This is a genomic window from Nonomuraea sp. NPDC049649 (genome assembly GCF_040675175.1).
Lineage (GTDB): Bacteria > Actinomycetota > Actinomycetes > Streptosporangiales > Streptosporangiaceae > Nonomuraea.
Map to the genome: position 1 here is coordinate 40,922 of NZ_JBFAOH010000041.1, position 16,492 is coordinate 57,413.

The following is a 16,492-nucleotide window of genomic DNA, read 5'->3' on the forward strand; positions in this document are numbered from 1 at the left end:
CGACCGCGCGCGGGTCAGCCGCGGGCCTGGATGAAGGCGTCCACGGCGCGGTCCACGTCCTCCTGTGAGTGGGCGGCCGAGAGCTGGACGCGGATGCGGGCCTGGCCGTGCGGCACCACCGGGTAGGAGAAGCCGATGACGTAGATGCCCAGCTCCAGCAGGCGCTCGGCCATCGCGCCCGCCTCGGCGGCGTCGCCGATCATCACGGGGACGATCGGGTGGTCGCCGGGCAGGATGTCGAACCCGGCCTCGGTCATCCGGCGGCGGAACCGCTCGGTGTTGGCCCGCAGCCGTTCGCGTGCCTCGCTGGTGGTCTCCAGCAGGTCGAGGATGCGCAGCGAGGTGGCGGCGATGGCGGGGGCGAGCGAGTTGGAGAACAGGTACGGGCGGGAGCGCTGGCGCAGCAGCTCGCAGATCTCCTTGCGGCCCGACACGTAGCCGCCGGACGCGCCGCCGAGCGCCTTGCCGAGGGTGCCGGTGATGATGTCGATCCGGTCGGTCACGCCGTGCAGTTCGGGGGTGCCGCGCCCGGTGGCGCCGACGAAGCCGACCGCGTGGGAGTCGTCGACCATGACCATCGCCTCGTACCGCTCGGCGAGGTCGCAGATCTCGCGCAGCGGCGCGACGTAGCCGTCCATGGAGAACACGCCGTCGGTGACGATCAGCCGCCGGCGGGCGTCCGCCGTCTCCTTGAGCCTGGCCTCCAGTTCGGCCATGTCGCGGTTGGCGTAGCGGTAGCGGCGGGCCTTGGACAGGCGGATGCCGTCGATGATGCTGGCGTGGTTGAGCGCGTCGGAGATGACCGCGTCCTGGCCGTCGAGCAGGGTTTCGAAGACGCCGCCGTTGGCGTCGAAGCACGAGCTGTAGAGGACGGTGTCTTCCATGCCGAGGAAGTCCGACAGGCGGGCTTCGAGCTCTTTGTGCACCTCCTGGGTGCCGCAGATGAAGCGCACCGACGCCATGCCGAACCCCCACCTGTCGAGGGCCTGCTTGGCGGCCTCGATCACCTCGGGGTGGTCGGCCAGGCCCAGGTAGTTGTTGGCGCAGAAGTTCAGCACCTCCTGGCCCGCCACGCTCACCTGCGCGCTCTGCGGGGTGCTGATGACGCGCTCGGGCTTGTGCAGCCCGGCCTCGGTGATCTCGTCGAGCGTCGCACGCAGCTCGTCTCGTACGGTCGTGAACATCAGGCTGCGCTCCAATCGAGGATGACCTTGCCGGTGCGGCCGCTTCCGGCCGTCTCGAAGGCGGCCTCGTAGTCGCGGTACGGGAAACGGTCGGTGATCACGGGGGTGAGGTCGAGGCCCTTCTCGATCAGGACCGACATGTTGTACCAGGTCTCGAACATCTCCCGGCCGTACACGCCCTTGATGGTCAGCATCGAGGTGACCACGGTGGACCAGTCGACGGCGAACTCCTCGGCGGGCAGCCCGAGCATGGCGATCTTCCCGCCGTGGGTCATCGCGGCGATCATCTCGCGCAGCGCCGCGGGGCTGCCGGACATCTCCAGGCCCACGTCGAAGCCCTCCTTCATGCCGAGCTGGCGCATGCCGTCGGCGAGGGAGGCGCGGGAGACGTTCAGCGCCAGTGAGACGCCGAGCTTGCCGGCCAGGTCGAGCCGTTCGTCGCTGACGTCGGTGATGACCACGTTGCGGGCGCCGACGTGGGTGGCGACGGCGGCGGCCATGAGGCCGATCGGGCCCGCGCCGGTGATCAGCACGTCCTCGCCGACCAGCGGGAACGACAGCGCGGTGTGGACGGCGTTGCCGAACGGGTCGAAGATGGCCGCCACGTCGGGGTGGACGGGCACCCGGTGCACCCAGACGTTGGTCGCGGGCAGCGTCACGTACTCGGCGAACGCGCCGTCGCGCTGCACGCCCAGGCCGACGGTGCGGCGGCACAGGTGGCGGCGGCCGGCCATGCAGTTGCGGCACTTGCCGCAGACCAGGTGGCCCTCGCCGCTGACCAGGTCGCCGACGGCGATGTCCTCGACGCCGGGCGCGACCTCGACGACGTGGCCGGAGAACTCGTGTCCGACGATGAGCGGCGGATTCAGGGTGTGTCGCGCCCATTCGTCAAATTTCTGGATGTGCAGGTCGGTGCCGCAGATGCCGGTCCTGAGCACCCTGATCTTCACCTCGCCCGGCCCCACCTCCGGCTCGGGCACCTCGACCAGTGACAGGCCCGGCTCGGCCCTCTCCTTGACCAGCGCTTTCATCGCGAGCACCACCCCTCTCGAACGTAACGCACTGTGCCCGCTCACCGCCGGACGTGTCCATCGAGGAGTTCTTAAGTGCCCCCACAGTTTCGCTTCACGCCGCAGGTGGGAGGCGATCGCGCTGTACTCTGCTCGTGTTTGCGCATATTTCCGGTTTTGTACGCATGAATGCTCACGACCCACGAATAGCTCGCCGTCGAGTGCCTTCAGGCGGGCAAGCCGCTCTACCTGGAGAAACCGCTGGCCATCACCGTCGAGGGCTGCGACGCCATCCTGCGCGCCGCCCGCGACACCGGCACCCGGCTGTACGTCGGCCACAACATGCGTCACATGGGCGTCGTCCGGCTGATGCGCGACATCATCCGCCGCGGCGACATCGCCCTGTACGGCGGGCTACCGCGCCGGGAGCCCGGCACGCCGCGCCCCGAAGGCTGGCTGCGCGACTACACCTGGCCGCCCACCGCCCACCGCGACCTCCACCACGTGGTCGACGTCGAGGACGTGTCGGTCATGAACATGCTGCTCGACAACGGCGTCATCGCCGCCTACCAGCAGTGTCACTTCACCCCCGACTACTGGCGCAACTACACCGTCATCGGCACCGAGGGCCGCCTGGAGAACTTCGGCGACCAGCCCGGCGACACCGTCAAGGTCTGGAACACCGGCCCCGCCGGCTACCGCCCCGACCCCGACATCACCTACCGGGTGCCCGCCGCCACCGGCTACCACGGCGGCGCCGACGAACGCATCATCACGGAGTTCACCCGCTTCGTCCGCGAAGGCGGCCCCACGGACACCTCCCCGGTAGCGGCCCGCATGAGCGTCGCGGCCGGCTACCTGGCCACCCTCTCTCTTCGCTCCGCCGGCACCCCCTACGACATCCCGCCCTTGGACCCCACCCTCCTCACCTACTTCGACGCCCAAAGCTGACCGGAAGAAAGCGGGGGCTCCAGGTTCGGGAGCAACGTTCTCACCGTGCGGCGATGTTGCAGAGTGAGAAGAGGATCAAGGGATCCCGCCGGGCAGGAGGAGAACTCATGACCACGTGGGAGTTCCAGATCAGCCTGAACCGGGAGCCGAGTGACGAGGAGTACGACCGGCTCGTCGAAGCGGGGATGGGCGACTGCGCGCTGGTGAGAGGCGACTCCGCCTGCCTCAGGTGCGACCGGGAGGCCGCCACCCTGATCGAGGCGATCACCTCCGTACTTCTGCAGATCCGCACCGTCGACGGCCTCTGGGGCACCGGCGTCGCGCGGGCAGACGGGGCGACGCCGGGCGACACGGCCCTTGACAGGACGCTGGCGCTGGCCGACCAGGCGGTGAGGCTGGCCGGCCGGGCCAGGACGCAGGCGCGGCGGGACCTCGCGGGCGGGCCTACGACGCAGAACCGGTGACGGCGACCGCCCCCGAGGAGCGGTCGCCGTGCGGGGTCAGCGTTCGGCCTGGTCGGGCTGGCGGTCGAGGTCGGGGAACGGGGACGGCTGCCTGACGCCCTCGGTGAGCTGGCGGGGGCCGGCGGCCGGTTCGGCGCTCTGGGCGTCGGCGACCGCCTCGGCCGCCGCCTCCTCCGCCTTGGCTATCTCGGAGTCCACCTCGGACGGCTTGGGCACCTCGCGGGTGGCCTCCGACCGCGGCAGGGACTCGGTGAAGGCCTTGGAGACGCCCTGGAGGGCCGAGGTGACCTCGCTGGGGATGACCCAGAACGTGTTGCCCTCGCCCTGGGCGAGCTGCGGCAGCACCTGGAGGTACTGGTAGGCGAGCAGCTTGGGGTCGGGGTCGTTGCGGTGGACCGCCTGGAACACCTGGTCGATCGCCTGCGACTGGCCCTCGGCCTCCAGGATGGCGGCGGAGCGGGCGCCCTCGGCGCGCAGGATGCGGCTCTGCTTCTCACCTTCGGCGGTGAGGATCTGCGACTGGCGCTGGCCCTCGGCGGTGAGGATGGCGGCGCGCTTGTCACGCTCGGCCCGCATCTGCTTCTCCATCGCGTCCTTGATGGTCTTCGGCGGGTCGATCGCCTTGATCTCGACCCGGTTGACCCGGATGCCCCACTTGCCGGTGGCCTCGTCGAGGACGCCGCGCAGCTGGCTGTTGATGGTGTCGCGGGAGGTGAGCGTGCTCTCCAGGTCCATCGAGCCGACGACGTTCCGCAGCGTGGTCACGGTCAGCTGCTCGACGGCCTGGATGTAGTTGGCGATCTCGTAGGCGGCCGCGCGCGGGTCGGTGACCTGGAAGTAGAGCACGGTGTCGATCTCGACGACCAGGTTGTCCTCGGTGATCACCGGCTGCGGGCGGAAGGAGACGACCTGCTCACGCAGGTCGATCATCGGGTAGACGCGGTCGATGTACGGGATGACGAAGTTCAGCCCGGGTTTGAGCGTACGGTGATAACGGCCGAGCCGTTCCACGTTGCGCGCTCTCGCCTGGGGCACGATGCGCACCGCTCTCAGCACGGTGAACACCGCGAACAGTATGACGAAGACCCCTACCAGCAGCAGCGCATCCATATTTTTTACTCCCGGGGATAAACGAGGGCGGTGGCCCCGTCGATTTCGATGACGTCGACGGTGGTCCCGGTGGGGATCACGAGTGTCTCGTCATATGCCCGCGCTGACCACTCCTCGCCCGCGAGCCGTATCCGGCCGTCGTGTCCTGTCACCTCGGACAGCACGTAGGCGGGCTTGCCGACGAGCGCCTCCACCCCGAAGCGGGCGGGCGGCGGCTGGCGGATGGCGTTCCGTTTGACCAGTGGGCGGATGACCACCAGCCCGGCTGTGGACGTCACCGCGAAGACGAGCAGCTGCAGCGGCACGGGCAGGCCGATGGCGGCGGTCGCGGCGGTCAGCAGGGAGGCGATTCCGAGAAGGCCGAGCGCGGCGGTGAGCGTGAAGATCTCGGCCACACCGAGGACGACTGCGAGGATTACCCAGATGACCCATTCATCCATGCTCCGCCTCCTATAAGCAACAACGGGCCTAGAGGCGCCATCGTTCCCCCCACTACCGTAATCCCGGAAATGCTCTTATGGCAGAGGCGCGGACGATCTAAGAGCGCTTCCGGCCCGCCATTTCTCCCAGGGGAGTTGCCAGAAACCCCACCCGTTGTCCCATTCGAGCGGCCGGTCGGTGCCCGTGATGACGACGGGGTCGCCGCGGAGCGAGTGGCGGTAGAACCAGGCGGCCTGGTCGGGGCGGGCGTTGACGCAGCCGTGGCTGACGTTCCGGCGGCCCTGGGCCCACACGTTGTCCTTGGCGTGCACGTACTCGCCGCTGTCGGAGATGCGGACGGCGTGGTCGATCATCACGTCGTAGTAGCCGGGGTCGCCCTCGGCCCGGCCTGGGGAGATCATGCGGACCGGGTGGCCCTTGTCCATGGTCAGGTGGACGCCGCTGGTGGTGGTGTATTCGCGGGTGGTGGCCATGCCCGCGCTGATCGCCATGTGCTGCACGGCCCGGCCGTCGCGGCGGACCGTCATGCGGTGGGTGCGGGTGTCGATCTCGCTGGTCTGGTCGCGGCCGACGGTGAAGGCGAACGTCCGGTCGGTCGTGCCGTGGAGGCCGGGAGCTGCCCGCACGCCGGCCAGGTGGGCGGTGACGGTGACCTGCTGCCGGGCGGGCCAGAACCGCCGGGTGCGGTAGACCACCCGGGTGTCGCCGATCCACCGCCAGGCGCCCTCGACCGGCCGCCCGGCCCGGACCTCCAGCGCGCGCTCCACGGCGGCCTTGTCGCGCACCGGGGTGTCGAAGTCGAGGATGACCGGCATGCCGACGCCCACGGTCTCGCCCGGCAGCGGGGCCGTGGCCGCCACCTGGAGCGTGCGCCGGGCGGGTCGGGTGCGGAAGCGGCCCTGGGTCACGGTGCGGCCCGCCGCCGTCACGGTCACCGTGTAGTCGGCGCCGGGCTTCAGCGCCCAGTGGGAGCGCCAGGTGGTGCCCGCCGTATCGAGGCTCCCTCGTACGGGAACGCCGCCGGTGCGGGCGTCCACCCGCTCCAGCGGACCGCCCCGGGCCCGCACCACGAGCCCCAGGTCGGGGCGGGCCCGCTCGGCGCCCAGCGGCGGGAAGACCCGCACGGCGGGCGGCGGCGGAGGCGGAGCCGGAGGCGTCGAGCAGCCGCCCGCGAGGGCGAGGAGGGCGGCCAGGCGGATCGTCGCGGCACGCCGCAGCATGTCACTCCTGACATTCCTGGGGAAGGGGAGACCCAAGGGTAGCGAGGAGTCACAGCGCAAGCACGCGGAGTCGCCTATCCGACTTTTCCGGTGACCTCCCCGAGGCTGACGCCGCCCGCGGTCGCGCGGATCGTGACCGTGTCGCCGTCCTGGAGGAACGTCCTGGTCTCGCCGCTGCTCAGCTTGAGGGGGTCCGCGCCGTTCCAGGTGAGCTCGATCAGCGAGCCGCGTTCCTCGCGCTGCTCGCCGGAGACGGTGCCGCTGGCGAACAGGTCGCCGGTGCGGAGCGAGGCGCCGTTCACGGTGAGGTGGGCGAGCATCTGGTCCGGCGTCCAGTACATGCTCCGGTACGGGGGACGGGAGACGACCTCGCCGTTGAGCTCGATCTCCAGGGTGATGTCCAGCCCCCAGTCGTCCTTCCTGCGCAGGTAGTCGATGGGCTCCGGGTCCTGGGCGCGGCCCGGCACCCGGGGCAGGGCCTCCAGCGGCGTCACCCACGGCGAGATCGAGGTCGCGAACGACTTGCCCAGGAACGGCCCGAGCGGCACGTACTCGAAAGCCTGGATGTCGCGCGCGCTCCAGTCGTTGACCAGCGTCACCCCGAACACGTGGTCCTCGAACGCGCCCGCCGGAGAGCCCAGCTCGGACGGCGCGCCCACCACGAACCCCAGCTCGGCCTCGATGTCGAGCTTCGCCGTCGGCCCGAACACCCCGGCCCGGAGCTGCCCGTGCGGGCGCCTGATCGGCGTGCCGGAGAGCACGACCGTGCCGGCCCGGCCGTGGTAGCCGACCGGCAGGTGACGCCAGTTCGGCTTGAGCGGCTCGCCGTCGGGGCGGAAGATCCGGCCGACGTTGCTCGCGTGCTCCAGCGAGCAGTAGAAGTCGACGTAGTCGGCCACCTCGAAGGGCAGGTGCAGCCGTACCTGGTCCAGCGGGATCAGGTGCGGTTCGGCGATCGAGAAGTCGTCGCTCAGCTTGGCCCTGATCAGCCGGCGGGTGTCGTGCCAGGCCGTGCGGCCGCGCGCCATGAACGGGTTGAGCGAGGGCGCGGCGAACACCTCGTCGTGCAGCGCCCCGGCCAGGTCCAGCACGTGGTCCCCGTAGCGGACGCCCACCCGGGGCGCCTCACCCCGCCGGGAGAAGACCCCGTACGGCAGGTTGTCCAGACCCCAGCTCACTCGTCCTCCTCGATCAGTCCCAGTGCCCGCAGGTCGTCCAGCGGCGTGGTGGTGCTGCAGGAGCCGTAGCTGACCAGGACCTGCCTGGCCCGCTTGGCGGCCTGCTCGGGGACGGCCCGCGCCAACCGGACCAGCTCCCCGACGTCGGTGGTGCGCAGGACGGGCACCGGGTCGCGGCCCTCGACGGCCTCGCACACGGCCAGCAGCAGGTTGAGGAAGCCGTGCCGGTCCACGCCCAGCGCCGGGTCGAAGTGGCGCACCGCGTGGTGCAGCCCCGCCGTGGCCTTGAACGGGATGTCGCCGGCCACGCAGAACCGGATGAACGCGCCGAGCTGCTCCACGTGCGGGAACGCCTCGGGCTGCTCCCCGCCGCAGCGCACCTTCAGGGCCACGCCCTCCGGCACGTCGGGCACGTACTTCGCGGGCGGCACCTCGACGAAGAGCCGCACCCCGCCGGGCAGCAGGCCCAGCAGTTCGCTCGCCAGCTCCGCGAGCCGCCGGTCGGCCGGCAGCCTGGTCTCGGCGAAGTCGACCGGCAGGCCGGACAGGTCCGGCGGTTCCGGCGTGTCGAGGATGACCCCGACGCGGCGCGGCGTATACGACTCCGAGCGCAGGCGGTGCAGCCGGCTGGCCGGGCAGAGGAAGCGGTGCGTCAGCACCCGGCTGCCCTCTTCCTGGTGGCGCCGGTGGCGGTCGAGCGCGTCGGACATGTGCAGCGACGTCGGCGGGAACAGTCCCGCGTCGTCGACGAGAGCGGTGTAGAGCGTCATCGTGACCAGGTCCAGGCGTATCCGGGGTCCTCGCAGGCGAGCGCGCCCTGCCCGAGGTCGAGCGGGCGGAAGGTGTCGACCATCACCGCCATCTCGCTGGTGGTGGTGACCCCCTTGGCGACGGCGTCGATCACCGCCTCGACCGCGCCGGGCTGCGGCCCGTGCGTGAAACCGGCCGGGTGCAGCGAGATCGAGCCCACGTCGATGCCCGACCCCTTGCGCGCCGAGTAGTCGCCGCCCACGTAGAACATGAACTCGTCGGAGTCGACGTTGTGGTGGTTGTACGGGATCGGCACCGATTCGGGGTGGAAGTCCAGCGGTCGGGGGCAGAACGAGCAGATCACGAAGCCCGGCCCCTCGAACGTCTGGTGCACGGGCGGCGGCGCGTGCGTCTTCTTCACGATCGGTTCGAAGTCGTCGATGTTGAACGCGTACGGGTAGAGGTAGCCGTCCCAGCCGACCACGTCGAACGGGTGGTTGCGGTAGACCAGCCGGGTCAGTCCGCCTCTCGTACGGACGAGCACCGGCACTTCCTCGCCCTCGACGAGCAGCGGCTCGGCGGGTGCCCGCAGGTCGCGCTCGCAGTAGGGGGCGTGCTCCAGGAACTGGCCGTACTGCGACAGGTAGCGCTTGGGCGGCCTGATGTGCCCGGACGCCTCGATGACGAGCGCGTCGACCCGCCCCTGCGGCACCCAGCGGTGGATGGTGCCGGTCGGGATGACCACGTAGTCGCCGGGACCGGCCTCGATCACCCCGTACGTGGACTCGAACCGGGCGCTGCCCTCCTGGACGTACACGCACTCGTCGCCCATCGAGTTGCGGTAGAGCTCGCTGGGCTGGTCGGTGGTGGCGTACGACAACCGGACGTCGCCGTTGCCCGCCAGCAGGATCCGCCCGGACACCAGGTCGCCGGCGCTGGTGAGCTGGGTGGTGCGGAAGTGGCGGGGCGACAGCGGCAGGTTGGGCTCCAGGCGCGTGTCGGTGGCGGGTTCGACGGCCTCGGCCTTGACGATCGCGGTCGGCAGGTGACGGTGGTACAGCAGGGACGAGTCGGACGAGAAGCCCTCCTCGCCCATCAGCTCCTCGGCGTACAGGCCGCCGTCGGGCCGCCTGAACTGCACGTGACGCTTCCGGGGCAGCTCACCCACGGCGCGGTAGTACGGCATCCGCCCCTCCCGGTCCGTCCGATAATCGGACGTGTATGTCCTTTATTCGTGACAACCGTCCGTCATCGCCGGGCGGATGTCAAGCCAGGGCCTCGGCCAGCTCGGCGGCGGCCGTGACCACGCGGGGCCCGGTGGACTCCGCGAGCGGCCCGAACGTGACGACCCCGACCGAGGCCTCCAGCCACGGCAGCCCCAGGACGGGCGCCGCCACCCCCCGGGCCCCCTCTTGCAACTGCCCCTCGGTCGCCAGATATGCGGCCCCGCCCTCCCGCCCGGCCAGGATCGCCCGCCCGGCCGCGCCTTTCTCCAGCGGATGGCGGGCACCCTCCCGGTAGGCCACGTGCATGCTCGTCCACGACGGCTCGACCACCGCCACGGCCAGCGCGTCGTCGCCGTCGGCCACCGTGAGGTGCGCGGTCGCGCCCACCTCCTCGGCCAGCCGCCGCAGCGTGGGCACCGCCGCCGCCCGCAGCAGCGGCTGCACGGCCTGGGCCAGCGCCAGCAGCCCGAACCCCAGGTGCACCCGGCCCTCGCTGTCGCGTCGTACGAACCCCTCGTTGAGCAGGGTGTTGAGCAGCCGGTAGACGACCGGCCGGCTCAGCGACAGCTCCGTGCTCAGCTCGGTCGGGGTCCGTCCGCCCTTCCCGTCGGAGAGCAGCCTGAGCAGGCGGAGCCCGCGTTCCAATGTCTGAGCGGATTCAGCGGCCATGCAGCGATTATCCAGCGCCTCTCCAGAGGCTCCGGTGACTGTATGCGATTAAAGGGGTACGTAGGGGGAGCAGAACCGCCAGGGGGGTAAAGATGCGGCAAACATGGACACTCCTGGTTGCCGGACTGGGCATGTGCGCCGTCCTGCCCGCGCTCCCCTCCGTGGGCACGCCCGCGACCCACATGACGGGGGCGGCACCCGTGGCCACCCCGTCCGGCCGCCTCGTGGAGGACACCTTCTACCTGACCGTCGGCATCGAGGTCGAGCAGCGGCTCATGCCCACCGAGAAGGGCGTCACCATCCGCCCACGCCCGCGGCTCGCGCCCGGCATAGGCGTGGACGAGACCGGCAGCTTCTACGGCAGACCGGAACGGCCGGGCACCTACGCGGCCCCCGTCCAGGTCTGCCGCGGCCAGGAGTGCACCGAGGAGCGGGTCACGCTCGTCGTGCTGCGCAACGTGCCGTGGGCTCCCGCCTCACTCACCTTCCTCGGCAGGGCCGGAGAGGAGTTGTACGGGAACATCCAGATCAGAGGCGGGCCCGCGGGCGTCCCCGCGACGTTCACCGTGACGAACCAGGAGGCGCTGCCCACCGGCGTCACCATCGGCCCGGACGGGCGCGTCGCCGGGGCGCCCGCGGAGGCCGGGGTCTCCCGGGTGCCGGTGCGCATCTGCGTGGCGGGCAACTGTGCGGGCGTGGTCGTGACGCTGATCGTGGCCTGAACCCTCAGGCCGACACGGGCTCCAGCCGGGCCGGGGCGCGCAGGTTGCGCACGCCGGGGGAGAGTAGCGCCGCGCAGGTGGCCACCAGCACCAGGGCGCCGCAGGCCAGCAGCGCGTTCCCCACCCCCAGCAGCGCCGCCGCCGGGGCCGCCAGCATCAGCCCGATCGGGCCGAACATCAACGAGCCCAGCGCATCGTACGAACTCACCCGCGACAGCGACTCCGGCGGGATCTCCCGCTGCATGGTCGTCATCCACAGCACGCCGAACACGTCGAAACAGACGCCCAGCACGAACGCGCCCGCCACCGTCACCCAGAGCGGCGCACCCGCCCCCAGCAGGAAGTACGGCAGCGCGGCGGGCAGGCAGAGCAGCGCGCCCACCAGGATCGGCCGGCGCGGCCGGACCCGCAGCGACACCACCACGCCCGCGATCGTGCCGATCGCCTCGCCCGCCAGGAACGCCGACCACGCAGCCGGGCCGCCCAGACTCTCCTTGGCCAGCAGCGGCCCGAGCACCCCGTGACCGGCCTGGATCGCCATCACCAGGATCGAGAACTGGGCGACCACCACCCAGATCCACTGCCGGGAGCTGAACTCGCGCCAGCCCTCCCGCAGGTCCCGCAGCACCGAGTGCCGCTCGCCCTGCCCGGCCGCCAGCGGCGTGGGCCGCAGCAGGGAGATCAGCACGCCCGCCGTGAGGAACAGGACGCCGCTGACCGCCAGCGCCCAGCCGCCGCCCAGGAACACCACCGCGGCGCCGCCGAGCACCGCCCCGGCCATCCGGGCGACGTTCGCGCCCAGGCCGAGCAGCGCGTTGCCCGCCTGCAGCCGTTCGGGCGGCACCACCTCGGGGATGATCCCGGTCAGCGCCGGATAGAGCGCCGCCACGGCCACGCCGCTGCAGGCCGCCGCGGTCGCCAGGCTCCACAGCGGGGTCCAGCCGGACAGCAGCATCGCGGCCAGCGCGAAGTAGGCCAGGGCGTTCGCGGACTCGCCGGCCATCATCACCCGCTGCCGCGGGAACCGGTCCGCCAGCACCCCCGCGAAGAGCATGAACAGCACCATCGGCAGCGCCTGCGCGGTCAGCACCACCGACAGGGTCGTGGCGGTCGCACCGGGCAGGTCGAGGATGCCGAAGGCCAGGGCCACCGGGGCGAACGCGGCGCCGAGCATCGAGAGGGTCCGGGCCGAGAACAGCAGGGCGAAGCGCCCGTCCCGGAACAGCCCGAGATCGCCGAGGATTTCACGCACGCTCAAGTGTGCCTGGCCGGAAGCGGCGCTGTCGTCCGAATATTCACAGGAACGGAGACAACCGGTAGAGATCGACCGTTGATGTCGATATCGTGCGAGATGCCAGGCGATCACCCCCCGGAAGTTAAGGCGCCAATGAGACTGCGGCAGCTCCTCGTCATCGCCCTCTCGCTCTCACTCCTCGGCATCAGCGCCCCCGCCTGGTCCCAGGCCGACTCCGACGACTGCAGAGACCTCATGGCGGCCGACACCCCCGCGTACGTGGTCTGCCGCTGGATGGCCACCCCCGAAGAGGCCGCCGACATCGCCCGCTTCTGGCTCGACGACGACGGCCGCAACATGCGCGACGCCGGGCCGATGGACCCCATCGGCGTCGACTGCCGCGAACCCGGCAACGAATGTCCCACCGACCTCGAAGGCGACGGCGAGCTGCACGACGTCGGCAGCCCCGACGTCGAAGGCGCCGAAGACGGCGGGCAGCCCGAATGCGAGACCGCCGAACCCTGCTACGTCGACCCCGACGCGGTCACCGGCGTCACCCTGTCCGGGATCACCCCTTCGGCCCAGGCCGTGAAGACCGCCGCCGCCCGCGGCGTGCGCGTCTGGATCGACACCGAACTCGCCGACGACCACCAGGCCGGCAAGCTCGCCGAAGCCGCCAAGAAGGTCGCCGCCCTGGCCGCCCAGCCCGGCGTCGCCGGCATCCGGTTCAGCACCGGCCTCGGCCAGGACCAGCGGTTCGCCACCGCCGACGAGCTCGACGCCTTCGTGACCGCCGCCTCCGCCGAACTTCGCAAGGTCGCCCCCGGCAAGAAGCTCGCCGTGCACACCTCCGTGCCCGCCCTCGGCTGCGGCGCCGTCGCCGAATGCACCAAGACCCTCACCGAGCAGCAGCCGCTGCTCGACCCCGACCGCATCGGCGGCTGGCTCGCCCAGGGCCTCGTCGACCAGCTCATCCTCGACAGCGGCCACCTCGCCACCGCCTACACCCCCTGGCAGATCGACGCCGCCACCGCCCGGCGCAACCAGTCCATCCAGGTCCGCGCCCGCGCCTGGGACGCCTACGCCCAGCTCGCCGCCGAAGAAACCGGCTTCACCGCCGCCGAGCTGACCGCCGAACAGGCCACCCAGGCCATCACCGACCGCATCGCCGCCCCGCTCCAGGACGCCGCCGCCGCGACCGTCCTCGTCCAGACCCGCTGGCGGGACGACCAGGGCCGGATCACTCGCGCGTACGGCGAGCAGTGGGCGGCGAGCCCCGCCTGGGACCAGCTCAAGAAGCTCACCGCCATCCGCCCCCGCCTGGCCACCCTGTACGACCCCGCCACGCCGGAGGTGGACGTGGCCACAGACGTGCGGCAGCTCTCCGAAGTCTTCGGCCAGCTCTACATCCGGGCCTGACCCGCGGTATATCGGCGGTATATCCGGCGCCTGTTTCCCGGCTGCTTTCTTGAGCCTCAACAGGCGCCGCTGACAATCTTTCCCGGGCCCAGATAAGGCCAAGGCGATCACCAAGAACACGAAGAAAAGCTTCGACGAGTGGGCCGTCATGAAGAAGAACAGGAGCAAGACCTGGGTCCAGCAGTACAACTTCAACTGGAAGACCGACGGCTGCGACAAGAGCCCGGACAAGCCCGGGGGCTTCGACTTCCGCACCCCCTGCGCACGCCACGACTTCGGTTACGCCAACATCAAGCACCTCGTCGGCGCCACCCAGTGGAAGAACACCTACAAACTGCAGGTGGACAACGCCTTCCTCTACGACATGCTCGTAGTGTGCGGCAAGGAATCGTCATCGCTGAAGAAGAAGGCCTGCCAGGGTTTCGCGGCAACGTACTACAAGGCCGTCAGAGCGACCAACGCGTGATCCCCTGAAAAGCAAGGTCTTCACCGGGGCAAGGCGCTGCGCGCCCGAGAGCTCAGGCTGTGCATTGTGGGGGCACGCCCCCACACCCCCGGCGAGGGGGCTCACCCCCTCGCGCTCCCCCGGGCGGGGTGGGCCGTCTGGTCAACTCTGAGTTGGTTTGCCGTGGTTACCGGGATGGGACGAGAGCCCAGACGACTCGCTCGTTCTGGACGTTGTAGTAGTGGCCCCACGAGCCGGCGGTGATGCTGTGCACGATATGCAGGCCACGGCCGGTCTCGATCGCCGTGTCGTCATCGTCGGGGCCGGGATCGTTCACGGGATGGCCCAGTTGGGGGAAGGTCCCGGAGTGGCCGGGGTCGGTCACTGTGAGGCGGATGAAGCTTGCTTCGTGCTCCACCCTCATGCGTATCCATCGGGTCGTCGGCATGGACCCGAGCCCGTGGCTGACTGCGTTGGTGATCAGTTCCGTGGCGAGGGTCTGAAGGTCGTACGTCCGGGGGTGGTTCTCGCCCATCCACAACCTGATGATCTGGCGCGCTCTCGCCGGGACTTTCTGCGGGCTCAGGTCGTTCATTGTGAATGTATGAGTCTGGGCTACTGATTGGCTCGGATTTTCGTGGGTTTGTCTGATTTTGGCTCGGCACTTGGTCTTGTCCATGTCGTGTCACCGCAAAGATAGGCTGTGATGAATCACTAGCCAGAATGAAGCAGGGCGAGTAGTTTTCCAGTGACCGGCTAAATCTGTGGCGACACGATTTGAAGCCACAGAGTTTCACCGCGGTGCCACGAGCGGAGGGGCGGGCGTGGGTATCGAAGTCGAGCTGAACCCGGAAGCGAGCGCCGATGCTCGATTTGGGTATGAATTGCGCAAACGGAGAAAAGCGGCAGGGTTGACACTGGCTCAGCTCGGCGCGCGGGTGGCTCTCACGGGTCAGCAGATCGGCAACATCGAGCGGGCCGATCGGCGGATGGATGAAGACAGGGCGCGCCGCTGCGAGGAGGCCATGAGTCTTCCGGCGGGCGACCTCGTGCAGCATCTCCCTCGCAATTCTCGCAGCAGCGTGCCGTTCCGGAATTTTCTGCCGTGGCTGGACAGGGAGAAGCAGGCGACTGAACTCTGTGCATATGAGGGCATGGTGGTTCCTGGCTTGCTCCAAACCCGGGAGTACGCGGAGGCCATCTGCCGGGGCGGTCCAGGATTGACGCCTGAGCAGGTGAAGGAAACGGCAGACGCGCGGATGGAACGACAGGCAGTCCTTAGCCGTGACAATCCTCCGTACCTGTACGCCGTCCTCGATCAGTGCGCGCTGCTTCGTCCGGTGGGTAGCGAGGAGATCACTCGCCGGCAGTTTCGACACCTTCTCACGATGGGTAAAAAACCTCACATAGTGCTTCAGATCGTCCCTCTGCGCGCCATGTCCACGAGTGGCCTGGTAGCAGGGTTCGTGATCGCCCGGACGGCTGGAGACGGAGAGGAAGCCGCCTACATCGACACCCCTGACGGGGGACGCATGGTGGACCGGCTTGAGCCCGTGGAGAAGCTGAAGGTTTGGTTTCAGACGATCAGGGCGGACGCGCTTTCCAGGGCGGACTCACTGGCGCTGATCGAGGAGAGATTGGAGCAGCCATGGACCTGGAGCTGAGCGAGGAACTCAAGAGGGCGGTGTGGCGGAAGAGCCCCCTTTCGGATGCTCAAGGAAACTGTGTGGAGTTCACTCGCCTGTCGGCCGGTCGCATCGGAGTCCGGGACAGCAAGGATCCGGACGGGCCCGCCCTGGTGTTCACTGCCGCGGAGTGGGAGGCGTTCACCGGCGGGGTGAAAATGGGAGCCTTCGACCTCTAGTCATCCACGCCTCGGGACCTGGCTGCCGGCCGGGTCCCTTTTCTTGACCCGATGAAACGAAGTGTTTGTTGTGCTTCACCCGCTTGAATCGTCTGTACCGCGCCGGCCTGTGGACCGTACCTTCCTCGGTAGGCGAAGAAAGGCGCGATCATGTGTTCGTTCAGCGAGTATGTCCTGACGCAGATCAAGACTCTGCGGGCCAGGAGACTGACCGTGTCGCAGATGGCCCGAGAGATGAGCATGAGCAAAGAGGCGATCGAGGCGGCGCTGGAAGAACTGGAGACAAGTGTCGAGGGATCTAATCAGTTCACGGGTTTTCGGACTATCTCAGGTCGCTTGTGGGACGATTAGCGCGTGGCGAAGTTAGGGCGGCGAGCCAGCTTTGAGGAGCGCCTGCGAGCGTGTCAGCTGATCGAGAGCGGGAAATCACCGGATCTCGTCGCGGAGATCCTCGGGTTCGGGAGAGCCACGGTATTCGGATGGTTGCGGGACTACCGAGCACTGGGCCCGGAAGGACTGCGCACGAAGAAGACCCGCGGGCCGGCGGCCAGATTGAATGAAACGCAGCTGGCCCGGCTGTATACGCTGATCGCGGGTAATGATCC

Annotated in this window: 19 protein-coding genes and 1 pseudogene; 9 read left to right on the top strand and 11 right to left on the bottom strand. The window is 69.6% G+C overall.

The genetic code is table 11. The features are described from left to right. Positions 1–14: 14 nt before the first annotated feature. Both AB0J42_RS31955 and tdh read right to left on the bottom strand, forming a co-directional pair. Complete coding sequence (locus tag AB0J42_RS31955) at positions 15–1,184, bottom strand: glycine C-acetyltransferase (protein WP_364301095.1); 1,170 nt, start codon at positions 1,182–1,184, stop codon at positions 15–17. Next, positions 1,184–2,215, bottom strand: a complete 1,032-nt coding sequence (tdh, locus tag AB0J42_RS31960; RefSeq protein ID WP_364301057.1) for an L-threonine 3-dehydrogenase — start codon at positions 2,213–2,215, stop codon at positions 1,184–1,186. Before tdh ends, AB0J42_RS31955 begins: the two co-directional genes overlap by 1 nt. Positions 2,216–2,419: 204 nt before the next feature. Here tdh and AB0J42_RS31965 point away from each other — a divergent pair. The 3 genes and pseudogenes from AB0J42_RS31965 to AB0J42_RS31975 all read left to right on the top strand — a co-directional run. After that, a pseudogene (locus AB0J42_RS31965) lies at positions 2,420–2,521 on the top strand (Gfo/Idh/MocA family oxidoreductase); the annotation flags it as partial. A gap of 24 nt (positions 2,522–2,545) precedes the next feature. Then, on the top strand, positions 2,546–3,145 hold the full coding sequence (locus AB0J42_RS31970) for a hypothetical protein (protein WP_364301060.1): 600 nt from the start codon (positions 2,546–2,548) through the stop codon (positions 3,143–3,145). Between the two features lie 107 nt (positions 3,146–3,252). After that, positions 3,253–3,609, top strand: a complete 357-nt coding sequence (locus AB0J42_RS31975) for a hypothetical protein (protein WP_364301062.1) — start codon at positions 3,253–3,255, stop codon at positions 3,607–3,609. Positions 3,610–3,645: 36 nt separating this feature from the next. On the opposite strand, the gene AB0J42_RS31980 is transcribed toward AB0J42_RS31975, so the two are convergent. From AB0J42_RS31980 to AB0J42_RS32010, 7 genes are all read right to left on the bottom strand, one after another. Continuing rightward, the gene (locus tag AB0J42_RS31980) at positions 3,646–4,719 is read right to left on the bottom strand and encodes an SPFH domain-containing protein (RefSeq protein WP_364301064.1); all 1,074 of its coding nucleotides are present in this window, start codon (positions 4,717–4,719) and stop codon (positions 3,646–3,648) included. Positions 4,720–4,724: 5 nt separating this feature from the next. Continuing rightward, entirely contained in the window at positions 4,725–5,159 is a 435-nt protein-coding gene (locus AB0J42_RS31985; RefSeq protein ID WP_364301067.1) for an NfeD family protein, read from the bottom strand. A 75-nt stretch (positions 5,160–5,234) separates the two neighbouring features. Then, entirely contained in the window at positions 5,235–6,380 is a 1,146-nt protein-coding gene (locus tag AB0J42_RS31990) for an Ig-like domain-containing protein (protein WP_364301069.1), read from the bottom strand. A 74-nt stretch (positions 6,381–6,454) separates the two neighbouring features. Continuing rightward, the gene (fahA, locus tag AB0J42_RS31995) at positions 6,455–7,558 is read right to left on the bottom strand and encodes a fumarylacetoacetase (protein ID WP_364301071.1); all 1,104 of its coding nucleotides are present in this window, start codon (positions 7,556–7,558) and stop codon (positions 6,455–6,457) included. Beyond that, the gene (locus AB0J42_RS32000; RefSeq protein ID WP_364301073.1) at positions 7,555–8,328 is read right to left on the bottom strand and encodes a hypothetical protein; all 774 of its coding nucleotides are present in this window, start codon (positions 8,326–8,328) and stop codon (positions 7,555–7,557) included. Before AB0J42_RS32000 ends, fahA begins: the two co-directional genes overlap by 4 nt. Then, a complete protein-coding gene (locus tag AB0J42_RS32005) occupies positions 8,325–9,494 on the bottom strand; it encodes a homogentisate 1,2-dioxygenase domain-containing protein (RefSeq protein WP_364301075.1) in 1,170 nt (389 codons plus the stop codon). The genes AB0J42_RS32000 and AB0J42_RS32005 overlap by 4 nt, the downstream gene beginning before the upstream one ends. A gap of 79 nt (positions 9,495–9,573) precedes the next feature. Continuing rightward, complete coding sequence (locus tag AB0J42_RS32010; RefSeq protein ID WP_364301077.1) at positions 9,574–10,203, bottom strand: helix-turn-helix domain-containing protein; 630 nt, start codon at positions 10,201–10,203, stop codon at positions 9,574–9,576. 92 nt (positions 10,204–10,295) lie between these two features. Between AB0J42_RS32010 and AB0J42_RS32015 the strand changes: the two genes are divergently transcribed. Beyond that, a complete protein-coding gene (locus AB0J42_RS32015; RefSeq protein WP_364301079.1) occupies positions 10,296–10,925 on the top strand; it encodes a hypothetical protein in 630 nt (209 codons plus the stop codon). A gap of 4 nt (positions 10,926–10,929) precedes the next feature. Here AB0J42_RS32015 and AB0J42_RS32020 read toward each other — a convergent pair whose 3' ends face one another. Then, positions 10,930–12,177 carry an MFS transporter gene (locus tag AB0J42_RS32020; protein WP_364301081.1) on the bottom strand — a complete coding sequence of 416 codons (1,248 nt, stop codon included), beginning with the start codon at positions 12,175–12,177 and terminating at the stop codon, positions 10,930–10,932. 135 nt (positions 12,178–12,312) lie between these two features. Between AB0J42_RS32020 and AB0J42_RS32025 the strand changes: the two genes are divergently transcribed. Beyond that, positions 12,313–13,578 (top strand): hypothetical protein, encoded by a 1,266-nt coding sequence (locus AB0J42_RS32025; protein ID WP_364301083.1) that lies wholly within the window; start codon positions 12,313–12,315, stop codon positions 13,576–13,578. 106 nt (positions 13,579–13,684) lie between these two features. After that, positions 13,685–14,044 (top strand): phospholipase A2, encoded by a 360-nt coding sequence (locus AB0J42_RS32030; RefSeq protein WP_364301097.1) that lies wholly within the window; start codon positions 13,685–13,687, stop codon positions 14,042–14,044. Between the two features lie 166 nt (positions 14,045–14,210). Here AB0J42_RS32030 and AB0J42_RS32035 read toward each other — a convergent pair whose 3' ends face one another. Continuing rightward, entirely contained in the window at positions 14,211–14,702 is a 492-nt protein-coding gene (locus tag AB0J42_RS32035) for an ATP-binding protein (RefSeq protein ID WP_364301085.1), read from the bottom strand. 145 nt (positions 14,703–14,847) lie between these two features. Between AB0J42_RS32035 and AB0J42_RS32040 the strand changes: the two genes are divergently transcribed. The 3 genes from AB0J42_RS32040 to AB0J42_RS32050 form a co-directional block, all read left to right on the top strand. Continuing rightward, complete coding sequence (locus AB0J42_RS32040; protein WP_364301087.1) at positions 14,848–15,687, top strand: helix-turn-helix transcriptional regulator; 840 nt, start codon at positions 14,848–14,850, stop codon at positions 15,685–15,687. Then, a complete protein-coding gene (locus tag AB0J42_RS32045; RefSeq protein WP_364301089.1) occupies positions 15,672–15,887 on the top strand; it encodes a DUF397 domain-containing protein in 216 nt (71 codons plus the stop codon). Before AB0J42_RS32040 ends, AB0J42_RS32045 begins: the two co-directional genes overlap by 16 nt. A gap of 354 nt (positions 15,888–16,241) precedes the next feature. Then, on the top strand, positions 16,242–16,492 hold a 251-nt coding region (locus AB0J42_RS32050), incomplete at its 3' end, for a helix-turn-helix domain-containing protein (RefSeq protein WP_364301091.1).